The 25,985-nt window shown below is 66.0% G+C and carries 26 protein-coding genes; 16 read left to right on the top strand and 10 right to left on the bottom strand.

Features of this window, described 5'->3' with window-relative positions; all coding sequences use genetic code 11:
- The first annotated feature begins 253 nt into the window (after nucleotides 1–253).
- The 7 genes from AAGA11_04745 to argG all read left to right on the top strand — a co-directional run bounded on the left by AAGA11_04745 (nucleotide 254) and on the right by argG (nucleotide 6,831).
- Nucleotides 254–2,299, top strand: coding sequence for a chemotaxis protein CheA (locus tag AAGA11_04745; protein ID MEM9602146.1), 2,046 nt, complete (start codon nucleotides 254–256; stop codon nucleotides 2,297–2,299).
- Nucleotides 2,300–2,322: 23 nt separating this feature from the next.
- Complete coding sequence (locus AAGA11_04740) at nucleotides 2,323–2,838, top strand: chemotaxis protein CheW (GenBank protein ID MEM9602145.1); 516 nt, start codon at nucleotides 2,323–2,325, stop codon at nucleotides 2,836–2,838.
- On the top strand, nucleotides 2,835–3,110 hold the full coding sequence (locus tag AAGA11_04735) for an STAS domain-containing protein (protein ID MEM9602144.1): 276 nt from the start codon (nucleotides 2,835–2,837) through the stop codon (nucleotides 3,108–3,110). The genes AAGA11_04740 and AAGA11_04735 overlap by 4 nt, the downstream gene beginning before the upstream one ends.
- Before the next feature lie 115 nt (nucleotides 3,111–3,225).
- On the top strand, nucleotides 3,226–4,068 hold the full coding sequence (locus AAGA11_04730) for a protein-glutamate O-methyltransferase CheR (GenBank protein MEM9602143.1): 843 nt from the start codon (nucleotides 3,226–3,228) through the stop codon (nucleotides 4,066–4,068).
- The gene (locus AAGA11_04725; GenBank protein ID MEM9602142.1) at nucleotides 4,065–4,649 is read left to right on the top strand and encodes a chemoreceptor glutamine deamidase CheD; all 585 of its coding nucleotides are present in this window, start codon (nucleotides 4,065–4,067) and stop codon (nucleotides 4,647–4,649) included. Before AAGA11_04730 ends, AAGA11_04725 begins: the two co-directional genes overlap by 4 nt.
- 25 nt (nucleotides 4,650–4,674) lie before the next feature.
- Nucleotides 4,675–5,355, top strand: coding sequence for a CheB methylesterase domain-containing protein (locus AAGA11_04720; GenBank protein ID MEM9602141.1), 681 nt, complete (start codon nucleotides 4,675–4,677; stop codon nucleotides 5,353–5,355).
- Between the two features lie 144 nt (nucleotides 5,356–5,499).
- Nucleotides 5,500–6,831 (top strand): argininosuccinate synthase, encoded by a 1,332-nt coding sequence (gene argG / locus AAGA11_04715; protein MEM9602140.1) that lies wholly within the window; start codon nucleotides 5,500–5,502, stop codon nucleotides 6,829–6,831.
- On the opposite strand, the gene AAGA11_04710 is transcribed toward argG, so the two are convergent.
- The 4 genes from AAGA11_04710 to AAGA11_04695 form a co-directional block, all read right to left on the bottom strand.
- A complete protein-coding gene (locus AAGA11_04710) occupies nucleotides 6,817–7,467 on the bottom strand; it encodes a hypothetical protein (protein ID MEM9602139.1) in 651 nt (216 codons plus the stop codon). The two genes, argG and AAGA11_04710, sit on opposite strands and share 15 nt — an antisense overlap.
- Before the next feature lie 50 nt (nucleotides 7,468–7,517).
- Entirely contained in the window at nucleotides 7,518–8,288 is a 771-nt protein-coding gene (locus tag AAGA11_04705; protein MEM9602138.1) for an SDR family oxidoreductase, read from the bottom strand.
- Nucleotides 8,289–8,327: 39 nt separating this feature from the next.
- Nucleotides 8,328–9,386: a glycine betaine ABC transporter substrate-binding protein gene (locus tag AAGA11_04700; GenBank protein MEM9602137.1), complete on the bottom strand. Its 1,059-nt coding sequence runs from the start codon at nucleotides 9,384–9,386 to the stop codon at nucleotides 8,328–8,330.
- Nucleotides 9,387–9,500: 114 nt separating this feature from the next.
- Complete coding sequence (locus tag AAGA11_04695; protein MEM9602136.1) at nucleotides 9,501–10,004, bottom strand: GNAT family N-acetyltransferase; 504 nt, start codon at nucleotides 10,002–10,004, stop codon at nucleotides 9,501–9,503.
- Between the two features lie 366 nt (nucleotides 10,005–10,370).
- Between AAGA11_04695 and AAGA11_04690 the strand changes: the two genes are divergently transcribed.
- From AAGA11_04690 to AAGA11_04680, 3 genes are all read left to right on the top strand, one after another.
- Nucleotides 10,371–11,120 carry an electron transfer flavoprotein subunit beta/FixA family protein gene (locus AAGA11_04690; protein ID MEM9602135.1) on the top strand — a complete coding sequence of 250 codons (750 nt, stop codon included), beginning with the start codon at nucleotides 10,371–10,373 and terminating at the stop codon, nucleotides 11,118–11,120.
- A gap of 10 nt (nucleotides 11,121–11,130) precedes the next feature.
- Nucleotides 11,131–12,069, top strand: a complete 939-nt coding sequence (locus tag AAGA11_04685) for an FAD-binding protein (GenBank protein MEM9602134.1) — start codon at nucleotides 11,131–11,133, stop codon at nucleotides 12,067–12,069.
- Nucleotides 12,070–12,230: 161 nt separating this feature from the next.
- Nucleotides 12,231–12,473: a hypothetical protein gene (locus AAGA11_04680; GenBank protein ID MEM9602133.1), complete on the top strand. Its 243-nt coding sequence runs from the start codon at nucleotides 12,231–12,233 to the stop codon at nucleotides 12,471–12,473.
- A 50-nt stretch (nucleotides 12,474–12,523) separates the two neighbouring features.
- On the opposite strand, the gene AAGA11_04675 is transcribed toward AAGA11_04680, so the two are convergent.
- Entirely contained in the window at nucleotides 12,524–13,648 is a 1,125-nt protein-coding gene (locus AAGA11_04675) for a PLP-dependent aminotransferase family protein (protein ID MEM9602132.1), read from the bottom strand.
- A 63-nt stretch (nucleotides 13,649–13,711) separates the two neighbouring features.
- On the opposite strand from AAGA11_04675, the gene AAGA11_04670 reads away from it, so the two are divergent.
- Entirely contained in the window at nucleotides 13,712–14,158 is a 447-nt protein-coding gene (locus AAGA11_04670) for a MarR family transcriptional regulator (protein ID MEM9602131.1), read from the top strand.
- 18 nt (nucleotides 14,159–14,176) lie between these two features.
- Nucleotides 14,177–15,211, top strand: coding sequence for an NADP-dependent oxidoreductase (locus AAGA11_04665; GenBank protein MEM9602130.1), 1,035 nt, complete (start codon nucleotides 14,177–14,179; stop codon nucleotides 15,209–15,211).
- A 31-nt stretch (nucleotides 15,212–15,242) separates the two neighbouring features.
- Here AAGA11_04665 and AAGA11_04660 read toward each other — a convergent pair whose 3' ends face one another.
- Nucleotides 15,243–16,460: an MFS transporter gene (locus AAGA11_04660; protein MEM9602129.1), complete on the bottom strand. Its 1,218-nt coding sequence runs from the start codon at nucleotides 16,458–16,460 to the stop codon at nucleotides 15,243–15,245.
- A gap of 120 nt (nucleotides 16,461–16,580) precedes the next feature.
- On the bottom strand, nucleotides 16,581–17,672 hold the full coding sequence (locus tag AAGA11_04655) for a molybdopterin-dependent oxidoreductase (protein ID MEM9602128.1): 1,092 nt from the start codon (nucleotides 17,670–17,672) through the stop codon (nucleotides 16,581–16,583).
- 131 nt (nucleotides 17,673–17,803) lie between these two features.
- Here AAGA11_04655 and AAGA11_04650 point away from each other — a divergent pair, with 131 nt between their 5' ends.
- Nucleotides 17,804–19,096 carry an FAD-binding oxidoreductase gene (locus AAGA11_04650; GenBank protein MEM9602127.1) on the top strand — a complete coding sequence of 431 codons (1,293 nt, stop codon included), beginning with the start codon at nucleotides 17,804–17,806 and terminating at the stop codon, nucleotides 19,094–19,096.
- A gap of 21 nt (nucleotides 19,097–19,117) precedes the next feature.
- Here the strand turns inward: AAGA11_04650 and AAGA11_04645 are convergent, their stop codons facing one another.
- Nucleotides 19,118–20,749 (bottom strand): 3-(methylthio)propionyl-CoA ligase, encoded by a 1,632-nt coding sequence (locus AAGA11_04645; protein MEM9602126.1) that lies wholly within the window; start codon nucleotides 20,747–20,749, stop codon nucleotides 19,118–19,120.
- Between the two features lie 283 nt (nucleotides 20,750–21,032).
- Here AAGA11_04645 and AAGA11_04640 point away from each other — a divergent pair, with 283 nt between their 5' ends.
- The gene (locus AAGA11_04640; protein ID MEM9602125.1) at nucleotides 21,033–21,401 is read left to right on the top strand and encodes an H-NS histone family protein; all 369 of its coding nucleotides are present in this window, start codon (nucleotides 21,033–21,035) and stop codon (nucleotides 21,399–21,401) included.
- 29 nt (nucleotides 21,402–21,430) lie between these two features.
- Here the strand turns inward: AAGA11_04640 and AAGA11_04635 are convergent, their stop codons facing one another.
- Nucleotides 21,431–22,381: a hypothetical protein gene (locus tag AAGA11_04635; protein ID MEM9602124.1), complete on the bottom strand. Its 951-nt coding sequence runs from the start codon at nucleotides 22,379–22,381 to the stop codon at nucleotides 21,431–21,433.
- 22 nt (nucleotides 22,382–22,403) lie between these two features.
- Nucleotides 22,404–23,792, bottom strand: coding sequence for a dipeptidase (locus AAGA11_04630; GenBank protein MEM9602123.1), 1,389 nt, complete (start codon nucleotides 23,790–23,792; stop codon nucleotides 22,404–22,406).
- 165 nt (nucleotides 23,793–23,957) lie between these two features.
- Here AAGA11_04630 and AAGA11_04625 point away from each other — a divergent pair, with 165 nt between their 5' ends.
- Together AAGA11_04625 and AAGA11_04620 are read left to right on the top strand one after the other, a co-directional pair.
- Complete coding sequence (locus tag AAGA11_04625; GenBank protein ID MEM9602122.1) at nucleotides 23,958–24,680, top strand: DUF4344 domain-containing metallopeptidase; 723 nt, start codon at nucleotides 23,958–23,960, stop codon at nucleotides 24,678–24,680.
- Between the two features lie 39 nt (nucleotides 24,681–24,719).
- Nucleotides 24,720–25,889 carry a M20 family metallopeptidase gene (locus AAGA11_04620; GenBank protein MEM9602121.1) on the top strand — a complete coding sequence of 390 codons (1,170 nt, stop codon included), beginning with the start codon at nucleotides 24,720–24,722 and terminating at the stop codon, nucleotides 25,887–25,889.
- The last annotated feature ends 96 nt before the right edge of the window (nucleotides 25,890–25,985 follow it).

Here is a 25,985-nt window from a genome sequence, read left to right as displayed (position 1 = left end):
CAGCAGCCGTGTCAGTGCCGGAAATCCGTTGACGCGTCCGCCGAGACCGTCACCGCAGCACGTCGCTGTGTTCACCGGTTCAGGAATCGATCACAGCCCGCTCGCACGCTCAATCGCACCGCGTTTCGGTCGCTAGATTTCGGGTAAGAGCAGGCCCACACATGGCGGTTGGCAGGACGCCAAGTGCCGTGGGGCTGCAATCGCTAAACAGGGTTGACGTCAGCGCCCTCTCGTTCAACAGGAAGGAATTTTCGTGGACGATCTGGATCTTGAAAACCTCAAGAGCATTTTTCTTGACGAGTGCCGTGAGAACCTCGAACTCTTGGAGAACGGGCTGCTCCGGATGGGCAACGGCGAAGACGACCCGGACCTGGTCAACGAGGTGTTCCGCGCAGCCCACTCGATCAAGGGCGGTGGCGCCACGCTCGGGTTCACGGCGCTCGCCGAGCTCACACACCACATGGAGACCCTGCTCGACTTCATGCGCGACGGCAAGCTCGCCGTCAACGACGAAGACGTCGATATCCTGCTCAACGCGCAAGACTGCCTGAACGACCTGCTGCAGGGCGACGGCGAGGGCAGCACGTCGGAGAACTTCGAGCGGCTCAAGGCCCAACTCGAACACCGAGTCGAACAAATCAACGGCGGTGGCGGCGGCGCCGAGGCCAAGCCCGACGCCGACGCAGAAAGCAGCGCGGAGCCCGCGATGCGCAGCTGGTTCGTCGAATTTGCGCCGAAAGCCGAGATCATGCAGCGCGGCAACGAGCCGCTGTTCCTGCTCAAGGAACTGCTGCGCCTCGGTGAGGCCAAGGTCACCCTGCTGACCGACGAGATCCCGAGCTGGCCGCTCGAGGAACCGACCCTGTGCTACCTCAAGTGGGAGGTCGAGCTCGAGTCGACCGCGACTGCCGACGACATCGAACAGATCTTTGAGTGGGCGTCCCTCGATTGCACGGTCACCGTGGAGGACCGCACACAGGCCGAGGCCGAACCGCCGCAAGCGGAGGCCTCACCCGAACCGACGCCTGAGCCCACCGCCGCGGCGGCCAAGCCCGAGGCCGCTGCCAAGCCCGAACCCGCGAAGAAGAAGGAGCAGGACAAGCCGGCACAAAAAGCCAACGCCGAATCGCAGACGATTCGCATCGCAACCGAGAAAATCGATCAGATCATGAACATGGTCGGCGAGCTCGTGATCACGCAGTCCATGCTCCGCCGCATCACCAGCGAACCCAGCGTCGACGACTACGAGCAGCTCGCCGAGCAGTTTGCGCAGCAGGAGCGCAACATCCGCGAGCTGCAGGAGAGCGTGATGCGCGTGCGCATGCTGCCGGTGTCGTACGGCTTCAACCGCTTGCCGCGCCTGATCCGCGACCTGTCCAAGAAACTGAACAAGGCGGTCGACCTGCAGATCAACGGTGCCAACACCGAGCTCGACAAGACCGTGCTTGAAGGCATCATGGACCCGTTGGTGCACCTTGTTCGCAACTCACTCGACCACGGTCTGGAGTCGCCCGAGGACCGCAAGGACGCAGGCAAGGACCCGACCGGCACACTGACCCTCGAAGCCCGTCACCAGGGTGGCAACGTGGTGATCTCCATCGGCGACGACGGCCGCGGCATCAACCGCGACGTGGTGTACCGCAAGGCACTCGAGCGCGGCATCGTCGCCGAAACCGACGAGCTCACGGACGAGCAGATCGACATGCTGATCTTCGCGCCCGGCTTCTCGACCGCGGCTGCCGTGAGCGACGTCTCCGGTCGCGGTGTCGGCATGGACGTGGTGAAACGCAACATCGCCGACCTCGGCGGGCACGTCACCATCGCCTCCAACCCTGGCGAGGGCACGGTGGTCACCATCCACCTGCCGCTGACGCTCGCGATCCTCGACGGCCAACTTGTCCGCGTGTCCGACCAGATCTACGTGTTGCCGATCCTCAGCATCGTCGAGACGCTCGAACTCAGCGACGACGAGGTCAAGCGGTTGCCCGGTGGCGAAGAGGTTGTGAAGTTCCGGGGCGACTACCTGCCCTTGATCAACCTGCAGAAAAAATTCAACCTGCCGCCCACCACCACGCACAAGAACAAGCTCGTGGTGATCGTCGAGTCGCTCGGTGAGATGTTGGGGTTGGTGATCGACCACGTGGTCGGACAGCAACAGGTGGTGATCAAGGCACTCGAGGAGAACTTCCATTCGGTCCCCGGTTTTGCCGGTGCCACGATCATGAACGACGGCTCCGTCGCGTTGATCCTCGATCCCCCTGCCCTTTCGCAAAACGCCATTCGGTCTGAAGCCGCCTGACGCTGACTCAACAGGACAAAATCATGTCACTCGAACCCATGGATCCGGTCGAAAAGTCACCGGAAAGCATCACGGACCAGTACCTGACTTTCCTGCTCGATGGCGTCGAATACGGCATCGACATCCTGAAGGTCAAGGAGATCAAGAGCTGGAGCGCGGTGACGCCCATCCCGAGCACGACGACCACAGTGCTGGGCGTGATCAACTTGCGCGGCTCGATCGTGCCGGTCATCGACGCGCGCATGCGCTTTTACGTCGACGGCCGTGACCAGGATGACACCACTGCCGTGATCATCGTCAACAGCCACAACCACGGCGTGGACCGCTTCGTCGGTCTGCTGGTCGACGAAGTGGCCGATGTGCACAACCTGCGCGCGGTCGACATCCAGAACGGCGATGACGTGGTCGGCAGTGTGTCCGCAGACCTCATCAGCGGTCTGGGCAAGGCCGAAGACAAGATGGTCATCATCATCGAACTGGAGAAGGTGGTCGCCACCTGCCTCTGGGAGGACGACACGCAAAACGGAGTTGCAGCATGAGTGCTCACAAATTCCCCGCCGAAGTGCGCGCCAAGGAAATGGACGATTTCCTGCCCGAGCTCGACGCCTATTACCAGAGCGCCGATGCCATGGAGTTCGACGGATCCGAGATCAAGAAGGTCGACACTGCGGGCATGCAGGCACTCGTGGTGCTCGCACACCACCTGCGTCAGGAGGACCGTGAGTTCAGTTGGTCGGCGACCAGCCCGGTGTTGCTCGAATCCGCGCAGTGCATGGGCGCGAGCGACGTGCTCGGCTTGCCGGCGGCCTGACACCTCGTGCCGCGACACGGTGTGTTTACCGTGTCTCGCACCAACCCGTGAGACACGGCCGTTGGCACCCACGGCGCCGCCGGCGATTGCCACCGCTCAACCGATGTAAGGATACGTGAACGCATCAGCACGCCTCATTGCGCCCAACCTGCCAGCCGAACTGACAAACGCCGAGTTTGCGCAGTTCAAACGGCTGGCACACGACTGGGCCGGCATCAACCTCGAAGAGCAACAGCGCGCCATGCTCTACTCGCGCTTCTGTCGGCGCGTGCGCGAACTGAACATGCCCTGCTTCGAGGCCTACGCTGACTACGCGCGTGCCAACGAGCGCTACGAGCGCGTCTTCTTCGTCAATAAGGTTACGACCAACCTGACCTACTTCTTCCGTGAGCCACACCACTTCGACCACCTGGTGACGCACGCCATTCCGGCGTTATACAACCCCGACAAGCCGCAGAAGAAGATCCGCATCTGGTCGTCAGCGTGTTCCTCTGGTCAGGAACCCTACTCCATCGCCACCGCCCTGGCGGAAAAGAAACTCGACCAGATCGCCAATCTGCGCGTGTTGAGCACCGACATCAACTCCGACATGGTCGAGCTGACCCGAGCCGGCGCCTTCAGCATGACCGATTCCCGCGGCCTCACTGACGTGCTGCGGTACAAGTGGTTCACGGAATCCGCGGACGGCTTTGTCGCCGCCCCCGAGCTGCGCAAACTGCTGTTGTGCAGCACACTCAACCTCTTCGGCCACTGGCCCTTCGCCGGGCCCGTGGATGTCATCTTCTGTCGCAACGCGCTGATCTACTTCAGCCGTGAGTTGCAGGGCCAGCTCATACGACGGTTCGCCAGCGTGCAGCAGCCTGGCGGTTTTCTCTACCTCGGCCACTCCGAGGTGGTGCCCTGCACCCGAGAGTACTACGAGCGGGTCGACAACACCGTGTTCAGACGCGTGCCATGAACGCCGCATTCGAGTTGCCGGCCGAGAACAGCCCACGCGAATTTGGCCAGGCCCACCTCTACCGCCACCCGTCGACGCAGGAGAAGATCGCCAAGGTGTTCCCGGGGCAACTCTTCGGCACAGCCGAACCGATCCAGATCGTGACGCTGCTCGGCTCCTGTGTCGCGGCGTGCATCCGTGACCCGGTCGCCGGCATCGGCGGCATGAACCACTTCATGCTGCCCGCGGGGTGCGCATCGGGCTTCAACCCGCGAGGTGACCACCGCTACGGCCAGGTTGCGATGGACACGCTGATTCACTACCTCGAGCAGTGCGGCGCCGAGCGAGACCGCATGGAGGTCAAGTTGTTCGGTGGCGGCAACATGCAGGACCAGGGCATCGGTGACGGGGTTGGCGAGCGCAACATCGCCTTCGCCGAGGGCTACTGCCAGGCCGCAGGGCTCCACGTGCTCGCGTCGGACCTCGGTCTGCAGTGCCCGCGCAAAGTGGTTTACCAGCCCGTTTCCGGCATTGCACGGGTCAAACGGGTGGCACCGATGTACCGTGAGATGGCGACAAAGCACGGCTCACTTGATGACTGAGCGAGCGAGACGCGAACGCAGTGACGTGATCGCGCGACCGTCGCTGGCCGCGCAGTTGGCCGAGCAGCCGATACCGGACACCTTGCGCGCGCAACTGCAAGCGCTGCGATCGTGCTCTGACACGGTGTCGACACTGGTGGCCATCGGCGCCTCCACAGGCGGGCCGGAGGCCCTCTTGTCGCTGCTGTCGCAGGTGCGCGTCGAACACCATGCGGTGTTGATCTCCCAACACATGCCCGCGCGCTTTCTCGCGCGCCTCGTCAAGCGGCTGAACACGCGGCTCGATATGGAGGTCCGCATTGCCGATCGCGATCAGCCGATCGAACCCGGACACTGTTACCTCGCCCCCGGTGACCGGCACCTGCGCGCGGGTCTGGTCGCCGGGCGCCTGGTCGCCACGACGCACGACAGTGAACCGGTCAACGGGCACCGCCCCTCGGTCAACGTCATGTTCCAGTCGGTCGCACAACTCGGCCGGGTGCGCACCGTCTCGGTGCTGATGACCGGCATGGGCCGAGACGGCGCAGCCGGTCTGCTCGCGGCGCGCAACGCCGGCGGCCTCTGCCTCGCGCAGGACCGGCACAGCAGTGTGGTCTGGGGCATGCCCGGCGCAGCGGTCGAACTCGGCGCCCCGCACGCGGTGCTGCCGTTGGACACCCTCGGCCGCGCACTGGCCGCCTTGCTCACACCCGCCGCTCGCCGCTGAACCGCCTTCACACGTTCGCCCTGCTGGCTGCAGGTGATCGACGTGTCCGGCTCCGCGGCACACCAGCCAAACGGCGTTTGCCCGGTGGGAACCAGACGACGTTCTCGCCGCGGTGATAATATTCGAGGTTTTCGGATTTCCACCATGTCGCAGACCATCCTCCAGTCACTGCCCGTCGGCGAGCGCGTCGGCGTGGCGTTTTCGGGCGGCCTGGACACCAGCGCTGCAGTCCACTGGATGCGCGGTCACGGTGCCCAGCCCTGCTGCTACACGGCCCACCTCGGCCAACCCGACGAGGACGACTACGACGCGATCCCGGCCAAGGCGTCCGCGTACGGCGCCGAAATCGCCCGGCTCGTCGACTGCCGCCCGCAACTTGTCAACGAGGGCATCGCGGCAATCCAGTGCGGCGCGTTCCACGTGACCACTGGCGGCTTGACCTACTTCAACACCACGCCCATCGGCCGCGCCGTCACCGGCACGATGCTGGTGCAGGCCATGCGCGACGACGGCGTCAACATCTGGGGCGATGGCAGCACCTACAAGGGCAATGACATCGAGCGTTTCTACCGCTACGGCCTGCTGGTGAACCCGGCCCTGCGTGTGTACAAGCCCTGGCTCGACGACGCGTTCATCGCGCAGTTGGGCGGTCGCGCGGAAATGTCCGCGTACATGAGCGAACACGGTTTCCCCTACCGGATGTCGCAGGAGAAGGCGTACTCCACGGATTCCAATCTGCTCGGCGCAACGCACGAAGCCAAAGACCTCGAGTTCCTCGAGAACGGCATCAGCACCGTCGACCCGATCATGGGCGTACCGTTCTGGCGCGCAGACTGCGAGATCGCGCCCGAAACCGTGTCGGTCGAGTTCGACGCCGGCGTGCCCACCGCCCTGAACGGCCAGGCGTTCACCGACGTGGTTGCCCTGATGGAGGAAGCCAATCGCATCGGCGGTCGGCACGGGCTCGGCATGTCCGATCAGATCGAGAACCGCATCATCGAGGCCAAGAGCCGCGGCATTTACGAGGCGCCGGGCATGGCGCTGCTGCACATCGCCTACGAGCGCCTGCTGAGCGGGATCCACAACGAAGACACCATCGAGCAGTACCGGATCAACGGCTTGCGGCTCGGCCGCCTGTTGTACCAGGGCCGGTGGTTCGATTCGCAGGCGATGATGTTGCGCGAGGCGGGCACACGCTGGGTGGCGTCGGCCATCACCGGCAAAGTCACCCTCGAACTGCGCCGCGGCAACGACTTCAGCTTGCTGAACACCGAGAGCCCTAACCTCAGCTACGCCGCCGAGCGACTGACCATGGAACGCAATGAGGACGGGGCCTTCACGCCGCGCGACCGAATCGGCCAGCTGACGATGCGCAACCTCGACATCGGCGACAGCCGTGACAAGCTTGCCATCTACCGCGCTGCGGGCACCCTCACGCAGGGCGACCGTGCAACACCCTGGCTAACCCAGGACTGATCGCGACCCACCGCTGAACAGCCGTTGCCAGAACCCGGGGGGCGGCAGCTCGCACTGGGCCAGTTGCCGCGCGTACTGCGCGCGGCGATTGGCCACCTTCTGCGCCACGCGCTTCAGCCAGGCCTTGTCGTTGTAGGTCTTGCGTGCGTAGCCACCCCAGCCTTCGTGGTAGTTGAAGTAGTGGCCGACAGTGTCGGAAAACGGCACCCCGTTGCGACGGCGTGACTGATCGAGGTACCAGGAGACGAAATCGACCGCGTCGTCGAAATGGTCGCGCCGCGCGCCCCGAACGCCAGTGTCGTCGACGTAGGCGAGCCAGGTACCATCAAGCGCCTGCGAATAGCCAAACGCAGAGCTGATCCGACGCCCCGGCAGCAACCCGAAAAACACGCGTTTGCGCGGCGCCCGCACGTCGTGCCGGAAATTGCTCTCCTGCTGGATCACGGCCATCTGCAACGCGACCGGGGCACCGTGCGCGCGTTGCGCTGCCACCGCCGCCGCGTGCCAATCGGGTTTCTCGTGAAAAATCCGACACAGGTCGTCAACCCGGCTGGGCGGGCTGGTCGCACAACCGGTCAACAACAGCATGGCGCCCAGCACGCACCCCGCGGCACCTCGGTTCTGTGATCGGTCCATGCGCTGCAGACTCGGTTCCCGGACCCTGAGCGTAGCAGCGCCGGGACAGATCAGCCGCGGCCCACGAAGGGCATGTTGGTCGCCATCAGGGTCATGAACAGCACGTTGGACTCCAGCGGCAAGCCGGCCATCTGGACCACGGCATCCGCCACGTGCTGCACGTCCATGCGGGGCTCGGCGGCCACTTCACCGTGCGCCTGCAGCACGCCGGTCAGCATCGGTTCGGTCATCTCACTGGCGGCGTTGCCGATGTCGAGCTGGCCGCAGGCAATCCGGTGCGGACGGCCATCCAGGGCCAGACTCTTGGTCAAGCCGGTCACCGCGTGTTTGGTCGCCGTGTACGGCGCCGAAAAGGGCCGCGGCGCTGTGGCCGAAATCGACCCGTTGTTGATGATCCGACCACCGCCGGGTGATTGCCGTTTCATCAACGCGAAGGCCGCGCGCGCGCACAGGAACACGCCGGTCAGGTTGACGTCCACAACCCGGCGCCAGTCCGCCACCGACAGTTCGTCGATCGAAACAGGCGGCGCACCGACGCCGGCGTTGTTGAACAACACATCCAGGCGGCCACACCGGGATTCAATCTGTTCGAACAATGCGTCGACGGCCGCTTCGTCGCCAACGTCCGTCGGCACAGCGCACAAGCGCGCCGGGTCGATGCCGGCGGCCACGCCGTCGGCGACCGTGCGCTCAAGCGGCTCGGGACGGCGCCCCACCCCGAACACGGTGTACCCGGCACCCGCCAGGGCCAGTGCCGTCGCCGCACCGATGCCGGTGCCGGCGCCGGTAACCAGCGCGATTTTGGAGGCTGTGGAGGCCATAAGTGCATTCCCGCTTCGGTGCGTCCAGAGACAGAGCGCTCATGATAACGGTTGACCGAGCCAGCGTTCGGCCCGATCGGCGTTCACCTCGAGCCAGCGCGTGGCAACCTCGGCCGGAACCGCTCCCGGGGCCGCCATCCAGGCGACCACCTGGCGGTAGTCGGTCGTGTCAAAGCGGACCGCCTGGAGCACGGGCCAGATGTCGGGAAAGGCGTCGAGCACGCCGGACCAGGCCGCCTTGCTCACGGCGTAAAAGGGCGGGTCACCGCAGTCCCCGGTGACGTTCGGGTTTGGGCCCCAATCCGGGTCGCGAAAACACGCCATCTCGGGCGGTGGGAAGGCCACGAAACGCCCGTTGATCGGACCGCCCTCGGTGTTGGGCGACCAGTTGTACACCGCGCGGACCGCGTCGGGTTCGGTTGCGGCGTCAGTTTCCGACTCGACAGCCGGGGTATCAAAGGCCGCCCAGGTCGCCTTGAGGCTGGCCATGTCGGCGGCAGCGGTCTGCACCACCGGCATTCCCAGCACCGAAATAAGCGTGCGGTAGTCGCGACCAAAGGCCTCCGGCGGGGCAACGAACTCGCCCAAACCCGCTGCACCCGAGGCCGTGTCGCCCCGCATGCAGGCTGACAACCCGGCCCAGTCCCCGGCGTCCGGGCAACGCGCCAGGGTCGCGTCGGACACCCACCACCCGTCGCGGAAACGCAGTTGGTGCGCACCGGCGTCAATCACGCCCCGGTCCATCGCTCGCTCGAGGTCCGACGCCATGCGGTTGTGCCAGACCTCAACCTGAAAATGCGCGTCGCCGTCCGCCAGCAGATCGAACTGCAGCACCGCATCGGATTCGATGAATTCGACCGGCTGTCCACGGCGCTCCAGCAACTGACCCACCACGTGGGTGAACACCGCCTGACTCGACCAGTTGTTCAGCACCAACACGAAGTCGCCGCCGGCGCCCGGCCCAGCCACCACGGCGGGGTCGTTGCTCCAGCCGGAGCGCTCGGGCAGCGTGTGGTGCACCGCAGCGGCGATCGCACCGCCGACCCACAGCGCGCATAGCAACCAGGGGCCCGCTGCGCGCAGTCGTTCCTTGAGCACGTGACATCCTTGTCGACACCTGTTGCCCACCATGCGGACTCTGTGCCGAAACCGGGCGCCCGGTGCCAGCGTTCAACAAGGGTGTTCGAGCGTGCGCGGTGGCGCGCTCAGGGCCTAGAGGGCTTTCCAGTAGGCGTTGCGAAAGTCCGCGTCTTCGCTCGGTGGTGCCTCGCAGCGCTCGAAGCCCACCGCCTCGAAGAAGGCGAAGGCGTCGGGTTGGGCCGTCACGACCACACCGTCAACCCCGGCCTTCCTGGCCGCCTTCACCGCGTGAGCGACGAGTTTCTTGCCGATGCCTTCGCGGTGATTGATCGGATCCACGTACACGCCGTGGATGCGGGTGGCTGGCCGGCCGCCGGGCACCTCGGCTTCGACCGCGGGGCAGATCGCGAGCACCCCCAGTACATCGGCGCTGTCCTTGCCGGTGGCGAGGAACAGCGTCATCGCATCGAAATGCTCGGCCGCGTACCGGTAGTTGGGCAAGGTGAGCCGTTTGACGCGCTCGGGCAGTTGCCAGCTCATCACGGCGGTCTCGATGATACCGTTGATGAACATGAGGTCGTCTGGCGACGCTTTGCGCAAGGTCACTTTGGCCCGGGTTTTGGTGGCGGTGCTCACGGGGGTCTCGCTGTTGCGGTGGGGTTGCCGGTGCGCGATGGTACGCGCCTCGTGCACATAAACTACCGAAATCACACGGTTTTGGCCAGTGCGAGCGGCCGTCCCGCCGGCCGCCCGTCGACGTCGTGTGCGGGCCGCGCAGGCCACCCGCCATGCAACCACATTCACCGGGTCGCACACGCTGTGCACGAAATTTCACACAGCGCACGCGCGACACGACGAATTGGGGGCAGAAGGTGCCGCTCACACGTGCCTCGACCACGTCCGTGTCGTTATAATTGGGGGTTTCCGCTGGTCGGGTATCGGGCCCGACTCCGCGCATCATCCGTCACAGCTCCGCGTCAGAGCGGCCTGAGGTAAACCAACATGAAAATACTCGTCACGTGCAAACGCGTGCTCGATCCCTACGTCAAGGCGCGCGTGAAAGCCGACGGCACCGGCGTCAATCTCGACAACGTGAAGATGGCGATGAACCCGTTTGACGAGATTGCGGTGGAAGAAGCCATCCGCCTGCGCGAGGCCGGCAAGGCCGAGGAGATCGTCGCGGTCTCGATCGGGGCGGCAAAGTGCGAGGAAACCCTCCGCACCGCGTTGGCCATGGGCGCCGACCGTGCCGTTCACGTGGTGACCGACGACGACATCGAGCCACTGGGCGTGGCGAAGGTGCTCAAGCACCTCGTGGACGAGGAGCAGCCCGGCCTCGTGATCATGGGCAAGCAGGCGATCGACGGTGACAGCAACCAGGCTGGTCAAATGCTTTCCGCGGTCCTCGGCTGGGCTCAGGGCACCAACGTGTCTAAGGTCGAGATCGACGGCGAGCAGGCGAACATCACCCGGGAGATCGACGGCGGCCTCGAGCGCCTCACGCTCAAGATGCCCTGCGTGCTGACGTCGGACCTGCGCCTGAACGAGCCGCGCTACGCGTCGCTGCCGAACATCATGAAGGCGAAGAAGAAGCCGCTCGACAAGAAGCCGCTGGCCGACCTCGGTGTCGACACCGCGCCCCGCCAGACCCTGGTATCGGTGAGCGAGCCGCCGCCGCGCGCCGCCGGCGTCAAGGTCGCCTCGGTCGCCGAACTGGTCGACAAACTGAAAAACGAAGCCCAGGTCATTTGAGGGACTCCCGATGAGCACGCTTATCATTGCAGAACACGACAACGCCGAACTCAAAGGCGCCACCCTCAACACCCTGACCGCGGCGCAGAAGATCGGCGGTGAGATCGACATCCTGGTCGCCGGCACCGGTTGCAGCGCCGTGGCCGACGCGGCTGCCGCCCTGCCCGGGGTGCGCAGCGTGAAACTCGCCGACAGCGCAGAGTACGCGAACCAGATCGCCGAGAATGTCTCGCCGCTGGTGACCTCGCTCGCCGGCGACTACAGTCACATCGTTGCGCCGGCCACCACCAACGGCAAGAACCTCATGCCGCGGGTCGCCGCACAGCTCGACGTGATGGCGATCTCGGACATCTCCGATGTGGTCGATGCCGACACCTTCGAGCGCCCGATCTACGCCGGCAACGTGCTGAGCGTGATCAAGAGCAACGACGCCACCAAGGTGATCACCGTCCGCACCACCAAGTTCGCCGCTTGCGACGAATCCGGTGGCTCGGCGCCGGTCGACGCGGTTGCCGCCACCGGCGACGCAGGCCTCGCGAGTTTCGAGGGCCAGGACCTCACCCAGTCCGACCGCCCGGAGCTGACCTCGGCGAAAGTGATCGTGTCCGGCGGACGCGGCATGCAGAACGGCGACAACTTCGCGATGCTGGACGAACTCGCGGGCAAGCTCAACGCCGCCGTCGGCGCCTCGCGAGCGGCCGTGGACGCCGGCTTTGTCCCCAACGATTACCAGGTCGGTCAGACCGGCAAGGTGGTTGCGCCGGACCTGTATATTGCAATCGGTATCTCAGGTGCCATACAGCACCTCGCGGGCATGAAGGACTCCAAGACGATCGTTGCGATCAACAACGACGAGGAAGCGCCGATCTTCCAGGTCTCGGACTACGGCCTGGTCATGGACCTGTTCGACGCTGTCCCGCAGCTGTCCGCCGAGCTCGACAAGGGCTGACCGCAGCCGTCGCTGCGGCAGCCGTTGCTGCGGCAGCCGATGCTGCGGCGACACGCAAAACGCCGGCATTCGCCGGCGTTTTTTTTGCGCAGGTAGAAAAAACGCGTCGAACTGTGCACTGGGTCACAGGCGGCTGGCGGCGATCGCCATACCCTCCGGCCATGGACAACACGCCGGTACAACTCGACGCGCTGCGCGAACTCAACCACGGTCGCTGCCTCGTGGCGATCGGCTTTGTCGCCGTCCACGTCGCCGCTTATGGCCTGTTCACTGGCGCCTACCCGGAACTCTGCGCCCTGCTGGGCATTGCCGGGCTCGGCTGTTACCGACACGGTGCCCGGCAGAAGTCAGCCGCGCGACGGGTCTTGCTCGCGAGCGTGAACGACAATCGGCTGATCGCCTGACACACCCGCGCCAAACAACCCCCCCACCACCCGCGCCCGGCACACTGACCTCACTCACGCGACCGCCGCAACAGGTTCGCCAGCGTGCGAAGCCCGACAGTGACCTCGCTCTCTGACGCGTTCGAGAAATTCAACCGCAGGGTGGGCGATGCCGCCGTGCCGTCCTCCGCCGTGTAGAAGTGCACGCCCGGCATGAAGGCGACGCCCTCAGCCAACGCCTCGGACAGCACGTCGCCGAGGTCCAGGCCCTCGGCGTGCAAGCGCAGCCAGAAAAACAGCCCACCCGACGGCACACCCCAGGACGCGAGGTCACTGAAGTGCTCTGACAGCACCGCGTGGAAGTGGTCACGGCGTTGGCGGTAGCGCGCGCGCAACGCCGCGAGTCGCGCGTCGGCGTCCGGTGCCTGCAGCAAGGACAGCACCCAGTGCTGAGCAACCCGGTTGGTGTGCAAGTCCGCCGCCTGTTTGAGTTGAACAAGTGGCGCGGCAAGATCGGGAGACGCAACGAGGTACCCCAGGCGCAAACCCGGCGCAAGCGACTTGGAGAAAGTGCCCTGGTAGACCCAGCTGCCGTTGAAACCCGCCGCAATCGGGCACTGGTCGACCGGGTCGAAGCAGAGATCGTGGTAAGGATCGTCCTCGAACAACACGGCGCCGTGCCGCTCAGCCGCCGCGCGCACCCGCGCGCGCTCGGCCGTGCTGTAGCAATGCCCGGTCGGGTTCTGGAAGGTCGGGTTGATGTAGAGAAGGTCGCATTCTGGCGGCTCACCGCCGACCGGAAAGGGTCGGTAGTCCGCACCAAACAGCGAAAACACCTGCAAGGCGGCAAGGTAGGTGGGAGACTCCACGCCGACCCGGCTGCCCACCTCGACGGTGGCCTTGGCGACGAGATCAATGCCCTGCTGCGACCCCGACAGAATCAGCACCTGCTCGGGCGCACACGCAAGCCCCCGCGCTGTCACCAGTGTGGCCACCTGCTCGCGCAATGGCCAATCCCCTTCCGAGGGCCCATACTGCAGCGCGGTCAACGGCACTGACAGCGATCCAACGTCCGGAAAACTGTCGGGTGCCGGGAGCCCACCGGCGAACGACACCATGTCGGACCGGGCCGTCCGGGCGAGCAGGTCGCGCACCGGAGACGACACCAACCTGTTCAAGCGAGCGGCGAGTGGCATGGCATTATATTTATGTCAATTGCATTGACGTAAACAGTGGCCTAGCCGCCTGGAAATGTCAATATGATTGACCCGAATTCAACACACACCGAGTCGATCGAAGCGCTCTACTTTGCCTACCGTGCATTCACGGCCGAACCCGATCGCGTGCTCGCGGCACGCGGGCTCGGGCGTGCACACCACCGGATCGTCCATTTTGTCGGCAGGCAACCCGGCATCACCGTCGGCGGTTTGCTCGACACCCTGAGCATCTCGAAGCAGGCCCTGGCTGGCCCGCTGCGGCGGCTTGTGCAGGACGGGCTGGTGCACTCCGAACCTGACGCCGACGACAAGCGGATTCGAAAGCTCAGCCTGACCCCGACCGGTGCTGCCTTGGCGGCAGATCTGAGCGCGGTACAGAGTGCTATGCTTCAGCGCGCTTTCGCGCTGGTCGGCCACGACGCCGCCGCCGCGTGGCTGGACACCACACTGGCGCTGGCTGCGCAAGACACCGGCGCGGCGACACCCTGACCCCAACGGAAGACCCCGATGCAGCGAATCGTTCTCGCCTCTCGACCCGAAGGCCGTCCAACCCCGACCGACTTCCGGCTCGAGGACGCTCCGGCGCCCACGCTCGAGGACGGGCACGTTCTCTGTGAAGTGATGTGGCTGTCGCTCGACCCGTACATGCGGGGCCGTATGGACGACGCAAAGTCCTACGCCGATCCGGTACCCCTGGGCGGTGTAATGGAGGGTGGCACCGTGGCACGGGTGATCGAGTCGCGCTCGTCCCGCTTCGAGGCCGGCGACATCGTCGAAGGCAGGCTCGGTTGGCAGACCCACGGCACAGCCAGCGAGCAAGCCATTCGCAAGCTCGACCCCGCGCTCGCGCCACCCCAAACGGCGCTGGGTGTCCTCGGCATGCCGGGCTTCACCGCGTGGATCGGGCTACTCGAACACGGCCAGCCTGAGCCAGGCCAGACGCTGGTGGTGTCGGCGGCCACGGGGGCCGTCGGGGCGCTGGTCGGACAACTCGGCAAGCGTGCCGGGCTGCGCGTGGTAGGCATCGCCGGCGGCACCGACAAGTGCGCCTACGCTGTCGACACGCTCGGTTTCGACGCCTGCGTCGACCACCGTGCACTCACTGACACCCGCTCACTCAGCGAGGCGCTCAAGGGCGCCTGCCCGGACGGCGTTGACATCTACTATGAGAACGTCGGCGGCAAAAGCTTGCGCGCGGTCCTGCCGCGTCTGAACGTCGGTGCCCGCATTCCGGTCTGCGGCATGATCAGCTGGTACAACGGCCGTGTCGGCGAGACTGGCGACCCCATGTTGGACAGTTTCTCCGTGCCACAGCTTTGGCGCACGGTTCTGGTCAACCGACTGAGCGTGCGCGGGTTCATCATCACCGATCACTACGCCCGCTTCGGTGACTTCCTGCGCGACGTCGGGCCGGCCGTCGGCAGCGGCGACATCGTCTACCGCGAGAGCGTCTCAGAGGGCCTGGCGTCGGCGCCCGAGGCCTTCATCGGTTTGCTCGGCGGCGCAAATTTCGGCAAGCAACTCGTGCGGATCGCCGAGTGAACCCCGGCCCTGTCGGGGCCCGGTTGCACGGTCACGGTGAACGGCGTTTGAACAACCGACCCAGTGTGAAACTGGTGCGCGGCAGGTAGCGGTAGGGCGTGCGCTCCGGGGCGGTCGGCCGCGCCAACATGCGTTTCAGGCCGTAGAGTGCGAGCCCGATGTGGGCCACGCTGATGAACGCAAAGAGCGCCGACGGCCCGTAGCTGTCGATCAGCACCGAGGCGATCAACGGACTCGCGATCGCACCGATGCCGTACCAGAACATCAGCGACGCGCTGAGCTCGATCAACGATTCGGCCGCCGCGAAGTCGTTGGCGTGGGCGCTGGCGACAGAGAAGATCGGGAAGGTCACCAAGCCGAAAAACGCGGCCGTGCCGAACACCCACACCACGTTGCGCGTGCCGAACACCACCGTCAGCGCACAGGCCACAAGCGCGGCCACCGACAGCCAGATCAACACCCAGCGGCGGTCGTAGAGGTCGGCAAGCCAGCCCACCGGAAACTGCGCCGCCGCGCCACCCAACACGAAGGCGGCGAGAAAGAGACCCGTCTCCCCGGCACCCAGCCCGACCTGCTGTCCGTACACCGGACCGACCATGCGAAACGACGCCGTGGTCACACCGGCCACGACCACACCGGCGACGCCGAGCGGTGACAACCGGAACGCGGCCAGCGGCCGCAGGCGTGGCGCCTCGGGCGTGGCCGGTGCGCGTGCGCGCGAGACCATCAGCGGGAACAATGCCGCGCAGCAAAGGATCGCGAGCAGGTTGTAGGACACGTAGCTCGCCGCCGGCAGCACACCAATCAGCAACTGCGCCAGCATCGACATGGTGAGGTCGACAAAGCGGTAGCTGCCCAGAGCCCGGCCGCGTGTCTCGTTGTCCACCGAGGCGTGCAACCAGGCCTCGATGACGGTGTAGCAACCGGCAATGCACAAGCCGGTCATGACGCGCAGGACCGCCCAGAACGCCGGGTCGATCCACAACGGGTGGGCAATTGCGCCAATCGCCCCGCAGGCCGCGCACGTCGCGAAGGCCCGCGCGTGGCCGACCGCGCCCATCAGGCGTGGCGCCCACCAGCAGCCTGCAAAGAAGCCGATGAAATGCGCCGAACCGAGCAACCCGACCTGCGTGGACGAAAAACCGGACTGCAGACCACTGAGGGCGTCGAGGGGTGAGATGCCACCGGAGCTCAGCTGCAACAGGGCAACCGAGACCATCAGGGCGAAGAAGGACACCGGGAGTTGCATGACAAACGCCGGCGCGCGCCGACAGACTCAAGGTGCCAGAGAGTATAAACAGGATTATCGGCCTTTTATGCCAAGCGTGGCACAAACCTCAAAAAAACCGTGGGGTGTGCCGCAGTCCGGTCACTCGCGCACCCAGACCGACACCCGTTGGCAGGCGTTATTGCCGAAACCGGCCGCGTCCCAGACCGGCTCGAGCGGCTGGCACCGGCCTTCGGCATCGGTGGCCCGGCACACGAGCGTGGTCTGCCCGGGCACGGCCCGCCAGTGCGCGTGCCAGCCTGACCAGGCAAAGCGGCCGACCGGTTTGCCGATTTCCGCATCCTGCCAAACACCGTCGACCGCCACTTCAACCCGTTCAATGGGCACACCCGCTCCGGACCACGCACGTCCTTGAAGCCGGTGCTCGCCGGCCCGTGCCACGCGTTCGCGGCTGTACCAGTCCGGTCGACCCGGCGGCACCATGAGCGAGCGCACCCGTAACATCTGAACCGGTTCGCCGGGGTCGCCGGCGGCGTGTCGGTATCGGTAGGTCTGGCGTTGTTGGTAGCCCTCGAAACCCGAATCGATGCAGCGGATGCGGCTCAACCACTTGACCGAGGCCATGCCGTACCAGCCCGGCACCACCAGGCGCAGCGGAAAACCGTGTTGTGGCAGCAGTGGCTGCCCGTTCATCTGCCAGGCGAGCATCGCCTGGCTGTCGCGAATCTGTGCGGGCGTGAGGCTTCGCGCAAACACGTGCTCCACACCCCCGTCGACACCCCAGTCGACGCCCTCGAAAACCACCTCCTGCACACTGTCGTGCAGGCCGAGCTCGTCGAGCATCGGCGCGAGCAGGGTGCCCCCCCAGCGGCCCGTGCCCACGGCCTCATCGTGCCAGGGTTGGCTTTGCCAGCGAGGTTCGATGTGCGCGCGGCCGTTGCCCGCACACTCGAGGGTAACCACCTCCTCGCAGTACGGTCGCGCCTGCAGTGCGGCGAGGTCGAAGGCCGCCGGACGCGACACCAGGCCCTCGATGTGCAGTCGCCAGTCGTCAGCCGAGGCAACATAGGGCACGTCGAAGTGGGTCAGCAAGTAGTGCGCACCCACCGGCGTCACGTCGTGCGCGAGCAGCTCGAGCAACAAACCGTGGTTGCGGTGTGCGAGGCGGGTCTCCATGCGCGAGAAGTCACCGTGCTGATGCGATCGAGACGGCGGGTTGAAGGGATCGTGCATGGACGGGCACCGCGGTGGAGCTGACGGACCGCATGGTCACACAGCAGGGGTCCGGTCACAACGCGCCGGCACGCACACCGCATCTCGGCTAGAGTGTCCGCGTCGCCACGCGCACGAGCACGAACACGGCCATGCAGCACACCCCGCTCTGGTGGGAGGACGCCGGCACCCCCACCACCCCGCCCGATCAACCGGCCGTGCCCGACGAGGCGGATGTCGTCGTTGTCGGCGCCGGCCTCACGGGACTGAGTGCCGCCCGAACGCTGGCCCGCGCCGGACGGTCGGTGCTGGTGCTCGACCGCGGTGCACCGGGAATCGGCGCGAGTTCGCGCAACGGTGGGCAGGTGGGCGGCGGTCACCGCCTGCACCCGTCAGAACTCGACGCGCAGTACGGGCGTGACCTTGCCACGCGGCTGCTGCACGAAGCCCACATCGACTCCATGGATTTCTTCACCCGGTTGATCGAATCGGAGGACATCAACTGCGACTGGGTCGCCTGCGGTCGATTTCGCGGCAACTGGACGGCCGCAGAGTACGACCGAGGCGCACGCGACCTCGACGCGCTGCGCAAACGCATCCCACTGGCGGCCTACACGGTGCCGCGTGACCAGCAACACACCGAAATCGGCTCGGAGCTGTACAGCGGCGGCACGGTCTTCCCGACCCACGGCGCCATCAACCCGGCGAAGTACACGCGCGCCCTGCTCGAGGCGGCACGCCGCGCCGGCGCGACCATCGTCGGTGACACCGAGGTTCAGGGCATCGCAACCGGCCCCGTCAACCGTGTGCACACCGCCCGAGGTACGGTGACGTGCGGTGCCGTGTTGATCGCAACAAACGGCTACACCGGGCCCGCCACCCCCGACCTGCGCCGCCGAATCGTGCCGGTGCCGAGCTTCATCGTCGCGACGGACGTGCTCGGCGAGAACCGTGTGCGTGCGCTGATGCCGGCGCAGCGGGTGTACGTCGAGTCGCGCGTCCGGCACTGCTATTTTCGACCATCACCCGACGGTCAACGGCTCGTGTTCGGCGGTCGGGCGGCGCTGTTCCCGGTCTCCGAGGCCCTCGCGCAATCGCAGTTGAGCCGCCTGATCGCGGACGTGTTCCCGGAACTGGCGAACACCCCGCTGACCCACAGCTGGCGCGGTTTCACCGGCTTCAGTTTCGCGCAGCTGCCGCACGTCGGGCAGGAGAACGGCCTGCACCTCGCGATGGGCTACTCGGGGAACGGCAACACCATGGCGCCCTACCTCGGGCACAAGGCCGCCTTGCAAATCCTCGGCGACCCCGACGGTGACACGGCGTTTTCACACACGCGCTTCGCCGGCCGGCCCTGGCACCGCGGGTCGCCCTGGTTCATGCCGGCTGCGGACGCGTGGTTTCGCGTGCGCGATGTCTGGGACCGGGCGCGCCGCGGCCGCTGAGGCTCATCAGCCCCGCTGCCACTACGCAGTAGGCAAGGTGTAGGACTGGAACTGCTCACGCAGGGCGAGTTTGTTCAGCTTGCCCGTGGCACCGTGGGGCAAGGCGTCGACGAACACCACGTCGTCCGGAATCTGCCAGCGCGCGACAGCGCCACCGATGTGCGCGAGCAACTCGTCACGGCTGACCTCGACGCCGGGTTTGCGCACCGCGACAACGAGGGGGCGCTCGTCCCATTTCGGGTGGGGCACGGCAATCACCGCAGCCTCGGCGATGCCGGCGTGCCCGACCGCAATGTTCTCGAGATCAATCGAGCTGATCCATTCGCCACCGGATTTGATCACGTCCTTGGTGCGGTCGGTGATCTGCATGTAGCCGTCCGGGTCGATGGTTGCAACGTCGCCCGTGTTGAACCACCCGTCTGCGGTCACCGAATCGTCGTCGTCGCGCATGTAGTAGCCCGACGTGACCCAGTGGCCCCGCACCTGCAGTTGACCGAAGGCCTCACCGTCGTGCGGCAGTGGCGCGCCGGACTCGTCGACGATGCGCAGGTCGATGCCGTAGACAGGTTTGCCCTGCTTGCACCGAATGGCCATTTGCGCTGTTGCGTCGAGTTCGCCGTGCTTGGGCTCGAGATGGCAGAGGCTGCCGAGCGGCCCGGTTTCGGTCATGCCCCAGGCGTGCAGCACAGTCACGCCGTAGTCGTCTTCGAAGGTGCGAATCATCGCTTCCGGACACGCGGAGCCGCCGATGACCACGCGCTGGAGGTGCGGCAGTTTCTCGCCGGACGCCTTGAGCGCAGCCATCAGCATCATCCAGATCGTCGGCACAGCCAACGACACCGTGCAGGCCTCGTCGTTGAGCAGACGGGTGACCGACTCGCCATCCATGTGTGGCCCGGGGTAGACGATCTTGGTGCCGCTCATGAGCGCCGCGAAGGTGGTACCCCAGGCAAACACGTGGAACTGCGGCACCACGATCAGCGCGGTGTCGGTCGCGCCGAAGCCGATGGAGTTTGGCGACACCTCGGCCAGCGCGTGCAGCACCATCGACCGGTGCGAATACAACACCCCCTTGGGGTTGCCCGTCGTGCCCGAGGTGTAACACAGGGCCGAGGCGGTGCGTTCGTCAAGGTCCGGCCAGGCGAAGTCGTCGTCGGCTGCGTCGAGCAGGTCCTCGTAGCAGAGCACGCCATCGAGCACGGTGTCCGGCATCTCCGCACGCGTGCACATCAGCACGATGTGCTCCACCGTGGTGAGTTGATCGCGGATCGACTCGACCAGCGGCAGAAAGCTCGTGTCGAGGAACAGCGCCTTGTCCTCGCCGTGGTTGACGATGTACACCACCTGCTCGGGGAACAGGCGCGGGTTCACCGTGTGCAGAACGGCGCCCATGCCTGCGATCGCGTAGTAGCACTCGAGGTGCCGGTAGCCGTTCCAAGCCAATGTGCCGACCTTGTCGCCGGACCCGATGCCCAGTGCCGCGAGCGCGTTGGCGAGCGTGCGGGATCGACGCGCGGCGTCACGGTAGGTGTAGCGGTGCATGTCGCCTGCGACCGTGCGGGACACGATCTCGACATCGGGGTACCACCGCTCGGCGAAATCCAGGATGGACGACACGATCAGCGGGTGGTCCTGCATCATTCCGATTGTCATCTCTCGTCTCCGGCGCCGTGGGGAAGGTCTCGGGCCGCAATCCTACCAACCCTCGCCCTGAACTGCACCGAAACGCCGGGCGGCCGAACACGGCTGCCAACGGCGCGGATCGACGCGGGCAAACCGGCGGCGAAACCACCGCAGGTGCCCGCAGGCACAGACCGCACCCTGGCGACGCACCCGACCACAGTGTGCATCGCTTGCGATACAATTCACGCGGTGAAACCCGGTGCCAGGCCGGGTACTCCCGTCCCGATGCGACACCCTCTGCCAGGTGCTTTTCATGAGAAAACCGAATTTCAGCAAACTCTCGACAGACGTCCTCGAGGCCTACCTCAAGGACATCGATGCACAGTTGACCAAGCGCGCCAAGGACGACAAGAAGCGCGCCAAGGCGGTCGCCAAATTGCAAGCTATGGCGAAAGCCCAGGGCATCGACTTCAGCGACGTGGTCGGCGGCGCGGCGAAACCCAAACGCGGCCGCAAGGCCGCCACGAAGAAAACCGCCACACGCGCCAAGGTGGCGCCGAAATACCGCAACCCGAAAAACGCCGACGAAACCTGGACCGGACGCGGGCGCAAGCCGAAGTGGGTGGAGGCCTATCTCAAGGCCGGCGGCAAGATCGAAAAGATCGCGATCAAGAAAGCCTGACGGCCTCGCCCAGGCGACGCGGGGTCGACCTACCAGAGCACCGGTGGGTCGCCGAGCTGCCACTCGATGCGAAGCACGATACTCGGGGCCAACTCCCGGGGCTCATCGTGGTCCGGGCGGCGCCAGTCGAACACCGGTTCGATCTCCATGAACATCCACTGCCTGAACACCTGCCGGCGGTAGAGCAGGCCGAGCGCGACCGAGCGCGTAAACGCCACGGGTTCGGTTTCGCCGGTGAACCGCAGGAAGGCGACAGAGGCGTCGCGCAGCGACAGTTGCGAGCTCAGCGCGACCGTCTGCTCCCATTGCACGCCCTCGAAATCTTCGGCGCGTTCGACGCGGGCACTGTAGCGCACCAGATTTCGGCTGTTGAGCGACTTCTCCACCGTGCCACCGAAGGTGACGCCCACGCCCCGCCCGTCCTGCCACCACAGCGAGGCCAGACCACCGAGGCGCACCGCGTTGGGTGCTGGCAGGGAGCTGATGCGGTAACGGAGCTCGGTGCGCAGCTTGGCGCGCGAGCGCAGGGTCAAACGCAGACCGAACCGGCCGAGGCGCCGGTCGCGACGTTGCTCGAACTGCAGACCGACAGCACGGTCGGTGTCGGTGCGGGCGTCGAGCTCATCGCCCTCCTCGCCATCCGAGAACACCAGGCCGATGCGTTCGTCGGTGCGCGGCAGGTGCCACTGCCCCTTCACCGACAGCTTCGCGTCGCCGCCGTCGAGGTGGTCGTAGCCCACACTGCCGCGCAGGCGCACGAAGCTGCGCGCCGCCTCCTCTGCGCTGTCATCCAGGCCGAAGAAGCGGTCGAGTGAAACCGCCAGGCGCTCCGTTCGGTCGCTGAGCGCGGAGTGGCTGCGGTCGAGCCAGTTGGGCTCGTCTCGGCAGCCCTTGCCGGGCAGACAACTCCCCGGCTCAGCCCACGACAACCCGACTGCGGTCACCCACATGACACCTGCCAGCAACCACCGGTGCTCCATCACCGCGGCCCACGCTAGCCGGTCAGTCGGGCGCGAGTGCACACAGGATGCGCGCCCAACTGCGGGCGCCCTTGTGGAAACTGGTGACGCTGTATTTCTCGTTGGGCGAGTGGATGGCATCGTCGTCCAGCCCGAATCCGGTCAACAGACTGTCCATGCCGAGCACGCTGCGAAAGTGGCCGACCACCGGGATAGACCCACCACAGCCGGCGAACACCGCCGGGTTCGGCCACTCGGCTGTCAGGGCGTCGCGAGCACGGGTGAACGCGTCCGAGGTGACCGGCATGACGGTGGCGCCCGCGCCCGAGTGGCGCACGATATCGACCGAGCAATCGCCAGGCACCGCCGCGCGAAAGTGTGCCGACAACGCTTCGGCGATCTTCGCTGGATCCTGAAGACCGACCAGCCGGCAGCTGACCTTGGCGTGCGCTTGCGCCGGCAGCACGGTCTTGAAGCCCTCACCTGTGTAGCCGCCCCAGATCCCGTTCACCTCGAGCGTGGGCCGCGCCCAGATCTGCTCGAGTGCCGAGTAACCGCGCTCGCCGGCCGGCTCAGCGAGGCCCACTGCGCCAAGGAAGGCGGCTTCGTCGTGGTTCAAGGCCCGCCACTGAGCCGCGATGTCGGGGTCGATGTCGGCCACGCCGTCGTAGAACCCTGGCAAGGTGACGCGCCCCGTGTCGTCGTGCAACGCCGCAATCGCTTTGCTGAGGAGCTTGATGGGGTTCGCCGCGGGGCCGCCGAACATGCCAGAGTGCAGGTCGATGTCCGCGGCGTTCACGGTGATCTCGGCGCTGACCATGCCACGCAACATGGTTGTCACCGCGGGTGTGTCCGCGTCCCACATGCCGGTGTCGCACACCAACGCGAGGTCGGCCGTGAGTTCGTCCTTGTTGGCCTCGAGAAACGGCACCAGGGACGGCGAGCCGCTCTCCTCCTCACCCTCGAAGAACACGGTCAGTCGCACCGGCAGTTCGCCGTGCACCGCGAGGTAGGCCCGACAGGCTTCGACAAAGGTCATCAACTGCCCTTTGTCGTCCGCAGCGCCACGCGCCCGAATCACACTGCCGCCGGCGGTCTGCTCGATCTGTGGATCGAAGGGGTCCGAGTGCCACAGGTCGAGCGGGTCGACAGGTTGCACATCGTAGTGGCCGTAGAACAGGAGGTGCGGCACGTTCTCGTTGGCGCCATGCCGGTGCGCGACGACCATCGGGTGCCCGGGCGTGTCGCGGCGACTCGCCTCGAAACCCATCTCGTTGAGCGACGCCACCAACCAGTCGGCCGCAGCACGGCAGTCGTCCCGAAAGGCCGAGTCGGTCGAGATGCTCTTGATCCGCAGCAGCGCCTTGAGTCGCTCGAGCGCCACAGGCAACTCGGCATCGATGTGGTCCAGAACTGGGTCGATGTGGGACACGCGCGTTTCCCCGGGCACGGTGATTGGCTACTCTCCAACATAATAGCCCCAACCGGGCGTTGTGCTGCGGCCCCACGGGCGTGTCCGCACCGGCGCAGGCCCGCGGTGTCGCCGCGGCGCGGGCCGGTTGTTACCATGGGACAAACCCGTCCACTCGCTGCGCCCATGACACGACCGGCCCGATACCTGACCACCCTGCTGCTCGCCCTCGCCCTTCCGATCGCCAGTGCACTGGCCGCCGTGCCGGTGATCTGGTTGCCGCCCGACGACGCCGAACACACGCTGCTGCTCGACGCGCTGAAGCAGAGCGGCATCGTGCAGGACGCCGCCTCGGCAACCGACACGCCAGCCGCGTGGCCGGAGGCTCTCCGCATTCGGGTCGGCGGCGACGGCCTGCCCCGCTACGATGTCGAGGCGCGGTCGATCGAGTTGCCCGCAGACTACCTGGCCGCCGCTGTCAGAGCGCAAGCCGAATTCGAAGTAGAGCGCTCCGATGCCCTGAAGCGCGGCTTCGACGTTGTCGAGTACACCCTGTATCACCTGCTGGGCCACGCCATCACCGGGGATTACGATGTCGACAACGACGACATCGCCGAGGCGTTCTCCACCTGGTTGATGGTCACGTCGTTCCCGAACGGCGGCGAGCAGTGGCTCGAGAACGTGCACGCGTTCGGCCGGGCCTCGCAAAAGCTGGACGGCCCTTTGAGCGACTACTGGCACCGGCACGCGTTGTTTCGCACACGCGAGAAACAACTCAACTGCCTGGTGTTCGGCAGCAACATAGCGCACTTTGCCAACCTGTACCCGGGGCTGACCGAGGCCCCGGACGCAGCACAAGGCTGTGTCGAAGCCTGGCAAGCACTGGATGCGCAGTACCGTTCAGACTGAACGCACACCTTCCCACTCCCGACTCGAGGCACGGTACCCATGCTTGAAGAAGCGCGCGCCATCGGCGACCAGCTCACAGCCCTTCGCCGGCAAATCCACCAACAGCCGGAACTGAGCTTTCAGGAGCACAAGACGGCGGCGCTTGTCTCCGAACGGCTCACGGCACTCGGCATCGAGCACCAGACCGGCGTTGGACGCACCGGCATCGTCGCCCGCATCGGCCGCGGCAACGGGCCGCGCATCGGCATTCGCGCGGACATGGACGCGCTGCCGATTCTGGAGGCGCGCGACACACCGTACCGTTCCCAGGTGGACGGCAAAATGCACGCGTGCGGGCACGATGCCCACACCGCCATGCTGCTCGGCGTCGCCGAGCTGTTGGCAGAAAAAACCGTCCCCGGTGAAATTCGTCTCCTTTTCCAGCCCTCTGAAGAGGCCGCCGACGACGACGGCGTGAGCGGGGCACCGCGCATGATCGAAGACGGTGCAGTCGACGACCTCGATGCGGTCATCGCCTTGCACGTGGACAGCACGCTCGATGCCGGCACGGTGTCATTGACCGAAGGCTTCATGCTCGCCAACGTCGATACGGCGTACGCGACCGTCCGCGGCACCGGCGGTCACGGCGCCGCACCTCACTACGCGCGCGATCCGGTCTTCCTGCTCGCGCCGGTGCTCACGGCGCTGCACGGCATCGTCTCGCGGTGGGTCGACCCCACTCGCCCGGCGGTTGTCACGGTCGGCCGCGTGGCGGGCGGCAGTGCGTCCAACGTGATACCCGACGCAATTGAACTCGACATCACCTTGCGCAGCGTCGACGACGACGTGCGCGAACAGCTCCTGACGGAAGTCGAACAGGCTTTGTCGGTGGCCAAAACCCTCGGTGGCGATTACGACCTTCGCATCGAGCGCGGCTACCCGAGCCTCTGGAACGACCCGACGGTCGTCGACTGGTTGCGCCGGGCGGCAACCGACGAGCTCGGCGCCAACCGTGTCGAAACGGGCAAGCTCATGATGGGCGCGGAGGATTTCGCCTACATGACCCGGGCGAGCCGAGGCGCGATGATGATCCTCGGGACGAAGACCGCAGACGGCGTGACCCGCTACCACCACCATCCGGAATTCGACGTCAACGAAGACGCGCTGCCGGTTGGCAGTGCCGTGCTTGCTGAAACGGCCATGCGCTTCGTACGCGGCGAATACGACTGAGGATTGGCTGCGGTTTGGCTGGCGCAAGCAGCGGGGCCCGGGCCGCCACAGTTTGGTAAAAAAGTACCAAAACATCGGCCCATGCCCTGTGGGTGT

This window comes from Pseudomonadota bacterium (genome assembly GCA_039196715.1).
In the GTDB taxonomy this organism is placed as follows: Bacteria; Pseudomonadota; Gammaproteobacteria; order CALCKW01; family CALCKW01; genus CALCKW01.
Note: the sequence above shows the minus strand (reverse complement) of the source record. Positions and strands in the feature narration are given on the sequence as shown.

What these genes read in the sequence shown, in the direction of transcription:
- AAGA11_04740 (MEM9602145.1), top strand. Translation starts at nt 2,323, where the DNA reads ATGTCACTCGAACCCATGGATCCGGTCGAAAAGTCACCGGAAAGCATC.
- AAGA11_04735 (MEM9602144.1), top strand. Translation starts at nt 2,835, where the DNA reads ATGAGTGCTCACAAATTCCCCGCCGAAGTGCGCGCCAAGGAAATGGAC.
- AAGA11_04725 (MEM9602142.1), top strand. Translation starts at nt 4,065, where the DNA reads ATGAACGCCGCATTCGAGTTGCCGGCCGAGAACAGCCCACGCGAATTT.
- argG (MEM9602140.1), top strand. Translation starts at nt 5,500, where the DNA reads ATGTCGCAGACCATCCTCCAGTCACTGCCCGTCGGCGAGCGCGTCGGC.
- AAGA11_04710 (MEM9602139.1), bottom strand. Translation starts at nt 7,467, where the DNA reads ATGGACCGATCACAGAACCGAGGTGCCGCGGGGTGCGTGCTGGGCGCC.
- AAGA11_04705 (MEM9602138.1), bottom strand. Translation starts at nt 8,288, where the DNA reads ATGGCCTCCACAGCCTCCAAAATCGCGCTGGTTACCGGCGCCGGCACC.
- AAGA11_04690 (MEM9602135.1), top strand. Translation starts at nt 10,371, where the DNA reads ATGAAAATACTCGTCACGTGCAAACGCGTGCTCGATCCCTACGTCAAG.
- AAGA11_04685 (MEM9602134.1), top strand. Translation starts at nt 11,131, where the DNA reads ATGAGCACGCTTATCATTGCAGAACACGACAACGCCGAACTCAAAGGC.
- AAGA11_04680 (MEM9602133.1), top strand. Translation starts at nt 12,231, where the DNA reads ATGGACAACACGCCGGTACAACTCGACGCGCTGCGCGAACTCAACCAC.
- AAGA11_04675 (MEM9602132.1), bottom strand. Translation starts at nt 13,648, where the DNA reads ATGCCACTCGCCGCTCGCTTGAACAGGTTGGTGTCGTCTCCGGTGCGC.
- AAGA11_04670 (MEM9602131.1), top strand. Translation starts at nt 13,712, where the DNA reads ATGATTGACCCGAATTCAACACACACCGAGTCGATCGAAGCGCTCTAC.
- AAGA11_04665 (MEM9602130.1), top strand. Translation starts at nt 14,177, where the DNA reads ATGCAGCGAATCGTTCTCGCCTCTCGACCCGAAGGCCGTCCAACCCCG.
- AAGA11_04660 (MEM9602129.1), bottom strand. Translation starts at nt 16,460, where the DNA reads ATGCAACTCCCGGTGTCCTTCTTCGCCCTGATGGTCTCGGTTGCCCTG.
- AAGA11_04655 (MEM9602128.1), bottom strand. Translation starts at nt 17,672, where the DNA reads ATGCACGATCCCTTCAACCCGCCGTCTCGATCGCATCAGCACGGTGAC.
- AAGA11_04650 (MEM9602127.1), top strand. Translation starts at nt 17,804, where the DNA reads ATGCAGCACACCCCGCTCTGGTGGGAGGACGCCGGCACCCCCACCACC.
- AAGA11_04645 (MEM9602126.1), bottom strand. Translation starts at nt 20,749, where the DNA reads ATGACAATCGGAATGATGCAGGACCACCCGCTGATCGTGTCGTCCATC.
- AAGA11_04640 (MEM9602125.1), top strand. Translation starts at nt 21,033, where the DNA reads ATGAGAAAACCGAATTTCAGCAAACTCTCGACAGACGTCCTCGAGGCC.
- AAGA11_04635 (MEM9602124.1), bottom strand. Translation starts at nt 22,381, where the DNA reads ATGGAGCACCGGTGGTTGCTGGCAGGTGTCATGTGGGTGACCGCAGTC.
- AAGA11_04625 (MEM9602122.1), top strand. Translation starts at nt 23,958, where the DNA reads ATGACACGACCGGCCCGATACCTGACCACCCTGCTGCTCGCCCTCGCC.
- AAGA11_04620 (MEM9602121.1), top strand. Translation starts at nt 24,720, where the DNA reads ATGCTTGAAGAAGCGCGCGCCATCGGCGACCAGCTCACAGCCCTTCGC.